Genomic DNA, 15,472 nt, shown 5'->3' on the forward strand with positions numbered 1-15,472 from the left:
TCGTGCCTCTGGCAGGCAGGTCGAACTTGCAGTATATTTCTCCCAAGATTTAAAATAAAAAAGCTCCTCATTTCTGGGGAGCTTTAGTGCGGATGACAGGAATCGAACCTGCACGCCTTGCGGCACTAGATCCTAAGTCTAGCATGTCTACCAGTTCCACCACATCCGCAATTAAAATGGACTGTTCCCGTAAGGGACGGCAAATATAAACAAGATATTTTATTTACAACTAATCTTTCTTTTAAAAAATCGACTTTTCGTACCTTTATCTTTTAAAGAATTTTATCAAAATAGAGATGACCGTTTTCACGGAGAATAAAAAGTTACCCGACTTTTCGGGCATTAAAAATGAAAAGTGCACACTCCTATATTCAAGAACATAAAGAGCGATTTTTAAACGAATTAATTGAATTACTTAAGATTCCATCAATCTCTGCAGATTCTGCTTATAAAAATGATGTGATTAAAACGGCAGAGGTCATTAAAACCAGCTTACTAAAAGCGGGATGTGATACCGTAGAAATCTGTGAAACCCCTGGGTATCCAATTGTGTATGGTGAAAAAATTATCGATAAGAATCTTCCAACCGTTTTAGTATACGGGCATTATGATGTGCAACCACCAGATCCTGTTGAGTTATGGGATAGTCCGCCATTTGAGCCTGTCATTAAAAAAACAGAACTCCATCCTCAAGGTGCAATTTTTGCCCGTGGGAGTTGTGATGATAAAGGGCAAATGTATATGCACGTAAAAGCACTGGAATATATGACCAATACAGGTCAGCTTCCGTGTAATGTCAAATTTATGATTGAAGGCGAAGAAGAAGTAGGAAGTGAAAGTCTTAGCTGGTTTGTAGAACGTAATCAGGATAAATTAAGTAATGATGTGATTTTAATCAGTGATACAGGAATGATTGCCAATGATATTCCGAGTATTACTACAGGATTGCGTGGTTTAAGTTATGTTGAGGTAGAAGTGACAGGCCCAAATCGTGATTTGCACAGCGGATTGTACGGTGGAGCGGTTGCAAATCCAATTAATATTTTAACCAAAATGATTGCGTCTTTACATGATGAAAATAATCATATTACCATTCCCGGTTTTTATGATGAGGTAGACGAACTTTCAAAAGAGGAGCGAGCTAAAATGGCCGAAGCACCTTTCAGCAAAGAAAATTATACCAAAGCTTTGGCAATAGAAGATGTATATGGTGAGGCGGGATATACTACTAACGAACGCAATTCGATACGGCCCACTTTGGATGTCAACGGAATTTGGGGAGGGTATATAGGCGAAGGAGCCAAAACAGTGATTGCGAGTAAGGCATATGCAAAAATATCAATGCGATTAGTCCCTAACCAGGATTGGAAAAAAATTACAGCGCTTTTCAAATCTCATTTTGAAAGTATTGCGCCAAAAGGAGTAAAAGTAGTGGTGAAGCCACATCATGGCGGACAAGCATACGTAACACCAATCGATAGTATGGGTTATCAAGCTGCTGAAAAGGCGTACGAAGCAACCTTTGGGAAAACTCCGATTCCGCAGCGAAGTGGTGGTAGTATACCCATTGTATCTTTATTTGAAAAAGAACTGAAAAGCAAAACAATTTTAATGGGCTTTGGTTTAGATAGTGACGCTATCCATTCGCCTAATGAACATTTTGGGGTTTGGAATTATCTAAAAGGCATTGAAACTATTCCGCAGTTCTATCATTATTTTACTGAAATACATTCAAAGCAATAAATCCTTTTTAGGTATAGATATTGATAATTTTTTCTGAAACTACTAGTATGAAATTACACTTATTTTTTCTGATTGGTTTCATCCTCTTTTTTGCTGAAGGTTTTGCGCAAAGTGATTTCAATAAAATGGTTCGGGATTCAGAAGCTTTTCGAAATATTGCTGCAACCCTAAATTTAGAGCCAGGTTCAACTCACTTTATTGAAACCATTTTTTATGTTGAAAAGGATGGGAGTATTTCAAGAGTTTCAGCTTCTTCAGAATATCCAGAAATGAAAGCTGAAGCAATAAGAATTATCAAAAAACTGCCCAAATTCGAATTTTCAAACTCTGCAAGACCCTTAAATTTTCCGCACAAAATAGGAGTACCTATTACCTATAGAGTAGAAACTGAAGCGATGAAAAAACTACGATTACGGAAAGCTGCACGTCAAAAGAAAATAAAGTAATTCGTTCTCTACAGAACTTAAAATACGGCAATTGTCGTATTTTTTTATGGAGTATTCTTGCCTATTTTGCAGTTCTAAAACACTACGTATGAAATCTTTATTTACAATGTGCTTGCTTTTATTTTTGGGAACAGCTTTTGCGCAATACCCAATGAATTATAGAGTAGCTCCGCACAATCCTATTCCGAAGCAATACACTACAGATCAATATTTAATATACCACAATGTAAAATCGCTGCGATATAAAGTAGGAAATATCGATTGGCTTTTTGAATTTGACAAAGAGGGTCGCTCCACTTTATGGGATACAGGAATTGGTAAAACAACTTATAGCTATGATTCCAAAGGGCATCTAAAAAGTGTAAATGACGGCTATAGCACAAGTCGCTATAAGACCAATGACAAAGGATATATTATTGAAGAAAAATACAGTGATGGTTCTGGAAGTATCTATAAATACAATGATGATGGACTCTATGCTTATAAAATAGACAGAGCTACAGGAGCTATAACAGAACAATACACTTATGATGAATTGGGTAGAATTAAAGGAGCAATTTATTTTTCGAAGACTGGAGAAGTCCTTCAAAGAAGTGCTTATAGTTATGAAGATTTAGTAAAATTTACAAAAGTCAACGAGGCTCAAACAAATGAACACGGTAGAACTGTAAATTTGACGCACTATTATTCAAAACGTGGAGAATATTTGAGTCAGGATTACGAAAACGATGTGATTACACTTGATATAAAGAGCAATCCAACATCACATTACAAAAGCGCAGATGATGAGACTATCACTTTTGAGATTACGTATTATTAGATCTTTTTCACATATTCGGTGATAATAACTATGTGTTGACCGTCCACTTTTCCTTCGATGTAGGTTTCATTTTCATGATCTAATGAAATGCGTCGTACTGCTGTGCCTTGCTTGGCAACCATACTAGTTCCTTTTACTTTAAGGTCTTTAATAAGCACAACACTGTCTCCAGCTTGCAATTGAACCCCATTAGCATCTCTATGAATCAAGGCTTTACTTTTATCTTCGGCATCACCAGCCGCAGCAGCCCATTCTTTTTCCTCCTCATCCAAGTACATCATATCGAGTAGATCTTGTGGCCAACCTTCTGCTTTTAAACGATGTAGCATCCGCCAGGATATTATTTTTACAGCTGAGGTAGGACTCCAGATGGTATCGTTGAGGAATCGCCAGTGGTTGGGATCACGATCATCTTCATTATCAAATTGAGAACTACACGTTGCGCACACCAAAAGATTTTTTTCTACTTCCTCTTTATATTCGGACGAGTTGGGGAGTTCATATATTGTAAGATGGTCTTCATTACCACACAATTCGCATTGGCTATTGGCTCTTTTTTTTAGTTCTCGCTCTACAGACATTAGGTGTTGTTTAAGCTTGTAAAGGTACTGTTTTGGGGAATAGTATTAAAAGCGGAATTTCTTTTATGAAAAAATATCGCTCTACATTTGTAGAATTAAATTATTTGTTCTACGTTTGTAGAGTAAACATTATGACAATGACATTATCAAACGCTGAAGAGCAACTTATGCAAATTTTGTGGAAGCAAAAAAAGGCATTTATGAAAGACCTTATAGATGCCCACGAAGACCCAAAACCAGCAACAACTACGGTTGCTACCTTGCTAAAGCGTATGCAGGATAAAGGATTCGTAGATTATGAACAATTGGGTCGCTCACGTAAATATTTTCCATTGGTGAAAAAGAAAGATTATTTTGGGAAGCATGTCAATGGCCTGATCAAGAATTTTTTTAATAACGATGCAGCTCAGTTTGCTTCCTTTTTTACCGAAACAACCAATCTTAATAAAGAACAACTGGAAGATTTAAAACAGTTGATTGATAAAAAAATTAAAAAGAAATAGTTATGGAAATCTATTTGTTAAAATCGGCTGCTTGTCTGTCAATTTTCTTTGTTTTTTACAAGCTATTTATGGAAAAGGAGAGCTTTCATTTAATCAAGCGTTTCTATTTGCTATTTGGGATCGCTGCAAGTTTTTGTATTCCGTTTATCACTTTTACAACTTATATAGAAGCAATACCAGTAACAAATACAGTTACTTTAGTCGAAGGGAGTGTGATTACAAGCGCTTCGGAAACCGAAGAAGCTATAAAATATCTACCCATCATTTTATGGAGTGTGTATTTGTTAGGAGTCCTTTTTTTTACACTGAAATTTTTTAGAAATCTTTTCAGCTTAGTACAGAAAATTCAGAAAAACCCAACTATTAAAAGTAAGAATGTCTTTCATGTTTTGCTGAAGCTACCAGTAACACCACATACTTTCTTCAACTACATATTTTTACATAAGGAGAAGTTTCAAAAGGGAGAAATTCCGAAGGAAGTATTAATCCATGAACAGGCACATGCAGAACAGAAACACAGTTTGGATATTTTACTTATGGAGCTTTTGCAAATCGTATTCTGGTTCAACCCTTTATTGTATTTCTACAAGCACAGCATCAAGTTAAATCATGAGTTTCTAGCAGATCAGGCTGTACTATATCGTGGAAATAAAACAGCTGACTATCAAAAAATATTACTGGCATTTTCATCAAATGCTGCAAGTCCAGCAATGGCACATTCAATCAATTATTCATCCTTCAAAAAACGTTTTACAGTTATGAAAACACACACATCAAAAAGAACCGCATGGCTCAAAACCGGATTATTACTTCCGTTAGTAGCCTTGCTTTTGTACGGATTTAGCACCACGCAAATAGTAGAAAAACCTAGTGCAATTCCTGAAAACATAGAATCACTCATAGAAAGGGATATGCCAACTACGAATATTCAAAGCACGATTATTCAAAAAAGCTTAGTGATTATGGTGAGTATTAGCGAAATTTCTATTAATGGGAAAAAGTCTTCGCTTAAAACATTTGCTAATGATCTGGATGCGGCAACAAAAGGATGGGAAGAAACTGATTATACCAGTATAAAACCTCAAGTGTATATTGCGAGTACTCCGCAAGAATTTTTAGATAAATTGGAAACTGAATTTAAGAAGACATATTTATACAAGGCTAATCAAGGGATGCGTCTAGTGCCGCCACCACCACCTCCACCGCCTACACCCTCAACATCAGGGGAAGTATTGCCCCCGCCACCACCACCTCCATCTCCCGATTTAGGAACTGAAGTAATGCGTACCTATAAGAACAGCATTATTCTATATGTGAATGGAGAAGATATTTATCTAAACGGAAAGAAAACTCCCATATCTAATTTTACAAACGCATTAAATGAGCGTACAAAAGACTGGAAGAAAGAGGATTTTAAGCTGTACGGTCTTGCTATTGAAAAGGTGAATGTTTCCGAAGAATTTATAGATAAAATCAATGCGGAGTACAGAAAAAGTGATCTTGCCAAGCGATCACAATCAAAAGAGAAGTATTTAATTGGAACCACTACGTTACTTACACCGCCGCCTCCGCCGCCTCCGCCGCCACCAAGTCCAGAAAAGCCTTTAGATCATTTGATTGCAATGGCAAAAAAGGGTGCTCATTTTTTTTATGAAAACGAAGCGGTTACTTCAGATAAAGCAATAGAGTTGTTAAAGGAAAATCCAGAGCTGAATATTCAAACCAGACTTCAAGATCCTAAGCCACCAAAAGTATATATTTCTAAAAAAGGAATTATTATAAAAGAAAAAGGGATGGGGGCAGTACTTCCTGTTGAAAAGATTAACGGCCTTCCGCAGCCTGTTTCCAGAAGCCAATACATAAACAATTTAAAAGTGATGAATCGGCACGGAGCCAAGTTCTATCTAAATGGAGCTATTATAAGCTACAATGAAGCTGTAAGAGTTACAAAAAAGTATTTGAGAGAAGGGGTTAATATTAAATTAAATTCAACTTTTGATCCAGATGACGTAAATATTATTACTTATAAAACGGTAGCATTGCCTTAGCTTTTAGGAGCTTTTCAACATAAAAAAGAACCCATGATTTAATCATGGGTTCTTTTAAATTTTTAATATGGAAACTTATTTAATTTGCTATTAGATTCATGGATACCACGTTCAAAGTACCCGCTCCAACATATCTTTCAGCCCAAATTTCAATGAAGTCTCCAGGCGCTAATTGAACGGAACCTAAAACCGAAACTGCACCAATATCTGTTGCTGAACTGAATAGCCTATAAACTTTGGTATCTGTTAATACAGTTGCTGTTGCACTTCCACTATTTCCTTTTGCAATATAGAAGATATAATAGGCACCCGCAGATCCCTGCGCAGAAATCGAAGCTGATATATTAAAATATCTTGTTTTTTCACCGTCATAAACAATCCTATTGTTACCTGAAGCTATGAATCTGAATAAATTATTATTTGTAGTAACTCCCCCTAATTTTGCTGGAACTCCAGAGCCAATAGTTATAAAGTCTGTTACATATCCTACTCCCACCGCGGCATTAAGACTGATATTTCCATTAGCAACAAAATCTGTTTCCAGAGGTATCCCAGGGGTATTAACAAACCAATTATTTGAAAAAGAATAACCGGCATACGTATTTGTAGCAGAATACCCATCTACAAGGGTTCCATTGCCTGTGAAGTTCGTATTAAAAATAACACCTTTTGTAACGGCTGGATCAGAGCTAACATCAATACCAGTTTCACCAGAATCTACTGCTACACTTCCTCCTGTAATTTCTACATTTGTAATGGCACCATTTAAAGTTAAAAAAGTTCCTTGGTTAGATGAAGCCCAAAAAGGTCCGCCAAATATTACATTAACTGCATTAGTAATAGAAAATCCATCTATGTTCGAGGCATAGGAAGAACTTCTTACAAAAAACGCATTTACATTATTTGCTGTTCCCAAAGAGGAAGCGCCATAGAAGATAGTACTATTTACAACAATATTTGCAGTACCTCCGCCATTTATGTTAAATACTTGTTTGCCATTACCGTTGACACTCATATTTCGGAGGCTTCCACCTGTAGTTCCTGTAAATAAGGCTCCTGAGGATCCATTTGTTAGTACATCTGAACCAACATCAACTCCTTCAATGTAAGCCCCGTTAAGTTCAATAGGATAATCAATGGTAATATTTCCATTTATTTCATATAAGAAATTAGAACTTAATACATATTTAGAACCGCCTCCTGCAATTAGTTCGTCACTTAGATCTGCAGTACTTTTTACCAATCTATAATTATCTCGTTTTTCTGATGATTCTACAGGATTCCAATTACCACCACTGTAAAAACAAAATATGTCTTTATCTGTGTCAAAAACTAATAAACCTTCTGCAGGATTAGATATTAATAATATATCTGCAGTTGACATTCTAGGAGTTAAGAGACCACCAGTTGTTGATTCTATATCTAATACCGCACTTGGATCTGGATCGGTTGTGCCGATACCTACTTGAGCAATGGAAGAAGTTAGTGAAAATAAAAAGCAGCCTAGGAAATAATAAAACTTCATAGTTAGATTTTTGGGGGCAAAAGCCTGTTAAATTTTTCTTAAAAACCGGTGCAATATAAATGATAACATTTTAATACGCAACTTTTAACGTATAAAAGTGTATTTAGTCGATATTTTAATTTTACTTACGATGTATAGTCTTACAATTTTATACTTAATAAATAATTGCAAGGAGTAAGCAATCCAATTTTAGAAAAAAAAGAAATTTAATACGTATTGACTGACTTTTTAGAAAAGTAAAAGTCATACTACGAAGTAGTAGACTATTGTATACAACAGAAATCTATAAATACAATTTTTAGATAAAAAGATTATCTAGCTTTGTGTGTTCTTGTAAGCACATACCGTATATCATATACTTCAATATCTGCATCTGTAGAAATTTTGACAGTTCCCCCATTTGTCTCCCAAGTACCCAATGTATATCCTGTAAAAGAGCTTAAATAAAAATGTTCTACACCAACACCTTTTGATGTAATAAAATCTCTTTTATAAATTTCTCCTACTGGGAATCCAATATCTATGGCTACTGTAATCTTAGTAGTTTGGTTTTGAGTGGGCTTAACCTTAAATTCAATCACAATGTTTAAACCATCTCCATCTCTTCCAGTTATTGTTTCTGAAGTAGCATCGTAAAAAGTAGATACATCTATAGGTTTTTGAAAATCTCTTACCGTTGAAGCTCTATTTGGTAAGGTTACTATACCATCTGCAGATTCTAATTCAAACGGCATTACATCTGTATAAAATCCATCAACATAATCTCCCCATCCCGTATAATCATTACTATTAGTTCCAGCACTAAGTTCTACCCAATTTAAGCCATCATAAAAATAAAATGCATTTTCATCGGTGTCAAACACTAAGAGTCCTTTGGAGGAAGCTGTTGTTTCAATCGCATCTCGCTGGGCAGTTGTCATTCTTGGAGTTAATAGGCCTCCAGAAGTAGATTCAATATCCAGCACAGCACTTGGATCTGGATCAATTGTTCCAATACCAACTTGTGCAAAAATGGGTAAAGTTAAAAGTAACAGTATCAAAAGTAGAGCTCTCTTTTTCATTGGGGGTCTATTAAACTATAAACTATCGTTTAAAAGCATATTTAATCGCCAAAATACATAAATAACTAGAGTTATAAATAAAAATTAATGTTAAATTTATCGAGTGTAGGATTTTAAAGTTGATGAATTATTATTGCTAAGTGTTTCAAGGACAAGTATTTTTTAGTCAGAGATAATTTTATTGCACTACAAATATTTATATTAGAATAGTATCTTAATCATTACATTTTTATGAAGTCAATATTTAAACTTTTAGTTGTTTCTCTTGGTTTATTTGTATTTGTATCCTGCAAATTTGAAGATGAATCTGTTGCTGTAATTGAAAAAACTAGTGTAATTCCAAAGAATCAAGGTCCTCATGCCATATTATTTGAAAATTTTGTTAATGAGCGCCCTTTTGTTCCTTCGCAGCATTTTGATGAAATGGAACAAAAAGGAGCTACTTTTTATTATGATGACAAACAAATTAGTTTTGTTGCGCTCAAAAAATTAATAGAAGTCAATGCGCTTACTCATATAAAAACAACAGGAAGTACTGGTACTAAACCTTCAGTTTATATTTCAGTCTACCCTAGAAACAATGCCAATCCAGAGACGAATTATGGTGTAAAAACAGATCCAGCTGCTGAATTAACACCATATAAGAATAAGGAAGTTGCATATTATATTGGTGAAAAGATGGCTACACTCGAAGAAGTCAAAAGCGTTCTTAGAAACTCAGAGTTTCCCAGGCAGCTTCTCACAGTACAAATTGATGACCAGCCTTTACGAATTATTGTTTCAAATGGCTGTTAAGAAATTGTGTAATGCGTTTCTGCTATATTAAATTGTAACACTGATTCTGAATATTTTTCCTTTTGGAATTTGTTTTTTGTGATTTGAAATTTCTTGATTATTTGTAACAATCTGAAAGATTAAACGTTATACCATTTCATCAATCATTTGTACTACTAGCAAAATTAATTCAAAATACTATGTTACAACGCTTTTTCATTTTCTGCTCTGGCGCAGATACCGATATCTTAAAAGATTGTTCCTCTGGTGAAAACACCAAATATGCAGGTATAGGAGCTACCGTTTTCTTTACAGCTGTCATGGCAACCATCGCGGGTGCGTATGCACTTTTTACAGTTTTCGACAATGTGTTTACCGCTATTTTCTTCGGAATGATCTGGGGACTTCTCATCTTTAATCTCGACCGTTTTATAGTTTCAACTATCAAAAAACGTGAGAATTTTTTCGACGAATTAATTCAGGCTTCTCCTCGAATTTTACTGGCAGTAATTATAGCAATCGTTATTTCGAAACCTCTCGAAATGAAAATATTTGAGAAAGAAATCAATCAGGTATTACTTGAGGAAAAAAATGAATTGACTCTTCAGAATAAAGATCAATTGGCATTACAATTTACACCTGCGGTGCAAGCCCTAGAATCAGATATTGAAACACTAAAACAAGAGGTTGTTACAAAAGAATCTGAAGTAAATGCTTTATATGATACTTATATTGCCGAAGCCGAAGGAAGAGCCGGTACCGAACTCTTAGGGAAAGGTCCTGTTTATAAAGAAAAGCGTGATAAGCACGATGCTGCACTGGCAGAACTGAAAACACTAAAAGAAACTAATTCAGAAAAAATTGAAGCGATCGAAAGTCAGATAGGTACTCTTGCAACAGAATATCAAACAAAAGTTGCCGAAACCCAACCAATCATTGATGGGTTCGACGGATTAATGGCGCGTATCACTGCACTTAACAAATTACCTTGGTTACCTTCTTTCTTTATCTTTTTACTATTCTTAGCAATTGAAACCTCTCCCATCATTGCAAAATTACTATCTCCAAAAGGAGCTTATGATTTGAAATTAGCCGAACAGGAGGGTGCCGTAACGTCTTGGGTAGCCCAACAAAAAATGCAGCGAGATGTTCTAGTAACTACAGACCGTGATGTGAATAATAGAGTGTATGCAGATATTGCAGAAGAACAGGAACTGTACGAATATAAACGTAAAATCGCTCGCGAATTGATGCAATTGCAGGCAGATGCTTTTTATAAGAAGCAGAAGGGAGTATTGTAATACTAAATTATTTAGAAAAACACCCCTAAAGTCCCCTCAAGGGGACAACCCTATAAGGTATCTGGTAAAAAAATGTCCCCTTGAGGGGACTTTAGGGGTGTTGTTACTGTTAAACGAATCAAATAAGTAAATTTCTTTCTTCATTTTTCATTAATATTGTTAGTAAATCCTAGTGTTTTATATGGAGACCAATATGCTACCCTTTGCAAAAGAAATTGCTTTAAAAAAGTATGGAATACATGTAACGGCTACGCTATTGGCAGGTGATGAAGACATTAATTTTCTTCTGAAAACTGAAACTGGAAAAAAGTACCTGTTAAAAATAGCTTCGGAAAGTAAAGGAGATTCAAACATTGCTTTTCAGAATAGTTTGTTGTTATACCTGGCAACTAAAAAGCTGAATAGTTCTCTTCCGGAAAGTATTCAGAATGTAGATGGAGCATTGCTAAGTACTAAAACATATAATGATCAGGTGTTTTCAATTAGACTTCTCAGTTGGGTTTCAGGGAGATTGTGGGCAAAAGTAAACCCTAAAACTAAAACGTTACGAATAGATCTGGGTAGAAAGGCGGGTGAATTAACAGCTGCTTTAAAAGAGTTTTCACATCCTGAAGCAGAGCGGAATTTTGATTGGAATCTGGCAGATTCTGCATGGACTGTGAGACATACACACCTTTTTTCTGAGGGGAATAAACAAATAGTTGAGCACTTTCAGAAACTATTTAAAGACTTTCAGCCACTCTATTCAGAACTTCCAAAAAGTGTAATTCATAACGATCTCAACGATTATAACATCGTAGTTTCCGAAGACCTAAAAAACCCAGCAGTTAACGGTTTTATTGATTTTGGAGATACAGTAAAAAGTCAGACCGTAAATGAGATTGCGATACTTCTCGCGTATGCAACTATGGAAGTGCCCGACCCTTTAGCTGCAGCTTTGGATGTGCTTCAAGGATACCACGAATACTATCATTTTTCTGAACACGAACTCGAATGTTTATATACATTGATTGGCATGCGATTAGTGACCACCGTTACAAAAGCTGCCCTTCGGAAATCTGAGAACACCCAGAATGAGTATCATTTTATAAGCGAACAATCGGCATGGGAAGCCTTGCGAAAGTGGTATACGATTCATCCAAATTTTGCGTATTATTCTTTTAGACAGGTGTGTGGGTATCCCGCACATCCATTAGAAGTAAGTTTTACAAAATGGATTGCTAAAAATCAGATTTCATTGGCAACACTGTTCCCTTCAGAAATTATCGAAACAGTCACAGTGCTTGATATGAGTGTGGGAAGCACCTTGTTGGGTAATCTTTCAGAATATAGCGACCCGGAGGTTTCAGAATTCAAACTGAAGCAGTTTAACAAGCGCCATCCCAATACGATTTTAGCAAATGGCTATCTGGAAACACGACCGTTTTACACCACAGACGCTTTTAAAAGTGAAGGGAATAACGGTCCACAATATCGTACGGTACATTTGGGAACCGATTTCTGGGTGGGTTCACAAACTCCTGTGCACGCTCCTTTTGACGGCGTTATAAAAATTGCACATCACAACAATTATGACAAGGATTACGGGCCTATGCTTATTTTGGAGCATACATTTGAGGAAAATATATTTTATACGCTCTACGGACATTTGACTCTTTCTACTTTGGAAATGATGCATGTAGGGAAACAAGTAAAACAAGGAGATTTAATCGCATATATTGGAGCTCCTCATGAAAACGGAAATTGGGCCCCTCATTTACATTTTCAGGTGATTTTTGATTTGCTCGGAAACAATGAAAACTTTAATGGCGTGGCCTTACCTTCGGAAAAGGAAGTATGGAAGAGTATTTGTCCGAATCCTGATGTAGTATTTAGAGAAGATCTTTCGGCTAAAACTGAAGCACTTTCCGAAGAAGACATGATTGGCTACAGAAAAGAACATCTGGGAAGATCGCTAAGCCTTTCCTATAGCCAACCGTTGCATATTGTGAGGGGAGAAGGTGCCTTTTTAATAGATAGCGACGGAAGAAAATACCTGGACACAGCAAATAATGTAAATCATGTGGGGCATCAGCACCCTAAAGTAGTTACAGCAGGACAGCGGCAGATGGCGGTATTAACGACAAACACACGTTATCTTCATGAAGAAATTATCGCTTACAGCAAAAAACTATTGGCAAAATTACCCAAGGAATTGGAGGTGCTACATATTGTAAATTCAGGAAGTGAGGCCAATGAGCTTGCCTTACGAATGGCAAAAACGATTTCTGGCAATGAGGATATGCTTGCGATAGCGGTAGGGTATCATGGAAATACCAATGCTGCAATGGGTGTTAGTTCCTATAAATTTGATGCGAAAGGAGGGCCGGGAAAACCTGAAACCACTCATATTTTGCCGTTGCCAGACACCTATCGGGGAAGACATTCCGGAAATGAAGGGGATAATAGGTATGCCGAATATGCGTCAGAACTTATAGAAAATCTAAAGAAAAGCGGAAAAGGGATTGCAGGATTTATTGGCGAAAGCATGATAAGCTGTGGCGGACAAATCGTTCCGCCTAAAAATTATTTTAAAGAGGTGTATAAAGCGGTTCGGGATGCTGGCGGAATTTGCATTGCAGATGAGGTGCAAACTGGCTTTGGACGTATGGGAAAAACTTTTTGGGCGTTTGAGCTTTTTGATGTAGTTCCGGATATTGTGACGATGGGAAAACCATCTGGAAATGGCCATCCGTTGGCCGTTGTAGCATGTACCCGAGCGGTGGCAGATGCATTTAATACTGGGATGGAATTCTTTAATACCTTTGGTGGAAATCCTGTAAGTTGTGCAATAGGTAGAACGGTTTTAGAAGTTATTGAAGACGAAAACTTACAAGACCATGCGTTAGAAATAGGTCAGTTGTTAAAATCTGAATTACAAAAACTTCAACAACAATTTCCCATCATTGGAGATGTACGAGGTGAAGGATTATTCTTAGGGTTTGAACTGAACACTTCAAAAAAAGAACCATTGCCCCAACACGCCGACTATCTCGCAGACCGTATGAAGGAACTCGGAATTTTGATGAGCACCGACGGTCCCGATTATAACGTGCTAAAGATTAAACCACCCATGGTTTTTTCTTCAGAAAATGCAAAGGAGTTGATCAAACGCTTAACTACTGTTTTCTCTGAAGATTTTATGCAACACTACGACAATTAGTGCTGGAATTTTTAAAAACATATAAGCTTTATTTATTTTTTGCTGTGCTGGCGATGGTCTTCTATGGGGCGTTTGGATATGATCTGCAGCGAAGTGATTTTGTGAAACTAATAAGTCTTTACGGGGCGCTGTTTTTTATTGCCTATCTTTTAATTGAAAAATGGAAACTTCCTTTTATATGGCTGGCCGTTTTGGGGATAGTATTCAGATTGGTCTTTATCGTGGCTATCCCCAATTTATCACAGGATTTCTACCGGTTTTTGTGGGATGGGCGATTATTAGTACAAAGAGTGAATCCATATTTGTTTACGCCAGAAACGTATCTTAATACTACTAGTTGGTCTGTAATTAATAGTGATATTCTGGTTGCACAAGCGGAAGCATTATACCATGGGATGGGTAATTTAAACGCAAGTCATTATAGTAACTATCCGCCTTTGAATCAGTTATGTTTTGGAATTGCTGCCTTTTTTTCGGGTAAGAGTATTTTAGGATCTGTGGTAGTACTACGAATCATTATTATTTTGGCAGATATCGGTATTTTATACTTCGGAAAGAAATTACTTGAAGATTTAAAACTACCTGTACAGAATATTTTTTGGTATTTTTTAAGTCCGTTTATTATTATCGAATTAACTGGAAACTTACACTTTGAAGGTGTCATGCTCTTCTTTGTGGTGTGGTCATTGTATTTACTCCATAAGGGAAAATGGTTTTGGGCAGCGGTGCTGTTAGGACTTTCAGTTTCCGTAAAATTATTGCCATTATTGTTTTTACCCTTATTTTTTAAGTACATTTTGAAAAAAGAGAAAAAGGAGATTGTCATTTCGAATGAAGAGAGAAATCCCATCCCACGCTCTTTTTTATATTTTGACAGGCGCAATGCGACAAAAACGATTGCTTTTTATAATGTCACATTAGGAACCATACTTCTTACTTTTGCTCCTTTTTTATCTTCAGAATTTATATCTAATTTTTCGGCAACGATTGGATTATGGTTTCAGAATTTTGAGTTTAATGCGAGTGTGTACTATGTGATACGATGGATTGGCTTTCAGACAGTAGGGTGGAATATTATAGGCACTGTTGGGAAGGTGCTTCCGCTTATTGTAATTTTGATTTTACTGGTGCTAACTTTTTTCCGAAGAAATTCAACGACTCAGCAACTCATCACTGGGATTTTACTTGGAGTTTCAGTATATTTTTTACTTTCTACAACGGTGCATCCTTGGTACATAGCTACGCCTTTGGTACTTTCAGTTTTTACAAAATACAGATTTCCGATTGTCTGGAGTTTTGTGGTTATGCTTAGTTACACAGCTTATGGTGCCGATGGATTTTCAGAAAATTTATGGTTTGTAGCGTTCGAATACATAGTAGTTATTGGATTTGCGATATGGGAGCTTTTCTATAAACGAGTAGGCTTTAAAAACAAAACGCTCCAAGAAGGAGCGTTTTAATACGTTTA

Annotated in this window: 12 protein-coding genes and 1 tRNA gene; 9 read left to right on the forward strand and 4 right to left on the reverse strand. The window is 36.3% G+C overall.

Going from position 1 to position 15,472, the window contains the following annotated elements; all coding sequences use genetic code 11:
* Window positions 1–87: 87 nt before the first annotated feature.
* Window positions 88–169: transfer RNA gene (locus ACFQO1_RS02170), tRNA-Leu, on the reverse strand.
* Window positions 170–348: 179 nt separating this feature from the next.
* Between ACFQO1_RS02170 and ACFQO1_RS02175 the strand changes: the two genes are divergently transcribed.
* The 3 genes from ACFQO1_RS02175 (at window position 349) to ACFQO1_RS02185 (ending at window position 3,009) form a co-directional block, all read left to right on the forward strand.
* On the forward strand, window positions 349–1,743 hold the full coding sequence (locus tag ACFQO1_RS02175; RefSeq protein ID WP_380216264.1) for a dipeptidase: 1,395 nt from the start codon (window positions 349–351) through the stop codon (window positions 1,741–1,743).
* A 47-nt stretch (window positions 1,744–1,790) separates the two neighbouring features.
* Window positions 1,791–2,189 carry an energy transducer TonB gene (locus ACFQO1_RS02180; RefSeq protein WP_380216266.1) on the forward strand — a complete coding sequence of 133 codons (399 nt, stop codon included), beginning with the start codon at window positions 1,791–1,793 and terminating at the stop codon, window positions 2,187–2,189.
* Window positions 2,190–2,277: 88 nt separating this feature from the next.
* Complete coding sequence (locus ACFQO1_RS02185; RefSeq protein WP_380216268.1) at window positions 2,278–3,009, forward strand: hypothetical protein; 732 nt, start codon at window positions 2,278–2,280, stop codon at window positions 3,007–3,009.
* On the opposite strand, the gene ACFQO1_RS02190 is transcribed toward ACFQO1_RS02185, so the two are convergent.
* Window positions 3,006–3,590, reverse strand: coding sequence for a PhnA domain-containing protein (locus ACFQO1_RS02190; protein ID WP_380216270.1), 585 nt, complete (start codon window positions 3,588–3,590; stop codon window positions 3,006–3,008). The two genes, ACFQO1_RS02185 and ACFQO1_RS02190, sit on opposite strands and share 4 nt — an antisense overlap.
* 137 nt (window positions 3,591–3,727) lie before the next feature.
* Here ACFQO1_RS02190 and ACFQO1_RS02195 point away from each other — a divergent pair, with 137 nt between their 5' ends.
* Together ACFQO1_RS02195 and ACFQO1_RS02200 are read left to right on the forward strand one after the other, a co-directional pair.
* Window positions 3,728–4,093, forward strand: a complete 366-nt coding sequence (locus tag ACFQO1_RS02195) for a BlaI/MecI/CopY family transcriptional regulator (RefSeq protein WP_380216272.1) — start codon at window positions 3,728–3,730, stop codon at window positions 4,091–4,093.
* A 2-nt stretch (window positions 4,094–4,095) separates the two neighbouring features.
* Window positions 4,096–6,141 (forward strand): M56 family metallopeptidase, encoded by a 2,046-nt coding sequence (locus tag ACFQO1_RS02200; protein WP_380216274.1) that lies wholly within the window; start codon window positions 4,096–4,098, stop codon window positions 6,139–6,141.
* 79 nt (window positions 6,142–6,220) lie between these two features.
* On the opposite strand, the gene ACFQO1_RS02205 is transcribed toward ACFQO1_RS02200, so the two are convergent.
* A complete protein-coding gene (locus tag ACFQO1_RS02205) occupies window positions 6,221–7,666 on the reverse strand; it encodes a cell wall anchor protein (protein ID WP_380216276.1) in 1,446 nt (481 codons plus the stop codon).
* A gap of 311 nt (window positions 7,667–7,977) precedes the next feature.
* On the reverse strand, window positions 7,978–8,727 hold the full coding sequence (locus tag ACFQO1_RS02210; protein WP_380216278.1) for a hypothetical protein: 750 nt from the start codon (window positions 8,725–8,727) through the stop codon (window positions 7,978–7,980).
* A gap of 231 nt (window positions 8,728–8,958) precedes the next feature.
* Between ACFQO1_RS02210 and ACFQO1_RS02215 the strand changes: the two genes are divergently transcribed.
* The 4 genes from ACFQO1_RS02215 (at window position 8,959) to ACFQO1_RS02230 (ending at window position 15,464) form a co-directional block, all read left to right on the forward strand.
* Complete coding sequence (locus ACFQO1_RS02215; RefSeq protein ID WP_380216280.1) at window positions 8,959–9,522, forward strand: hypothetical protein; 564 nt, start codon at window positions 8,959–8,961, stop codon at window positions 9,520–9,522.
* Window positions 9,523–9,701: 179 nt separating this feature from the next.
* Window positions 9,702–10,802, forward strand: a complete 1,101-nt coding sequence (locus ACFQO1_RS02220) for a DUF4407 domain-containing protein (RefSeq protein WP_380216282.1) — start codon at window positions 9,702–9,704, stop codon at window positions 10,800–10,802.
* Between the two features lie 181 nt (window positions 10,803–10,983).
* Window positions 10,984–14,004 (forward strand): aminotransferase class III-fold pyridoxal phosphate-dependent enzyme, encoded by a 3,021-nt coding sequence (locus tag ACFQO1_RS02225; RefSeq protein ID WP_380216284.1) that lies wholly within the window; start codon window positions 10,984–10,986, stop codon window positions 14,002–14,004.
* On the forward strand, window positions 14,004–15,464 hold the full coding sequence (locus tag ACFQO1_RS02230; RefSeq protein WP_380216286.1) for an MptA/MptB family glycosyltransferase: 1,461 nt from the start codon (window positions 14,004–14,006) through the stop codon (window positions 15,462–15,464). The genes ACFQO1_RS02225 and ACFQO1_RS02230 overlap by 1 nt, the downstream gene beginning before the upstream one ends.
* Window positions 15,465–15,472 lie beyond the last annotated feature (8 nt).

Origin of the sequence: Jejudonia soesokkakensis (genome assembly GCF_042664795.1) — a bacterium.
Lineage (GTDB): Bacteria > Bacteroidota > Bacteroidia > Flavobacteriales > Flavobacteriaceae > Jejudonia > Jejudonia soesokkakensis.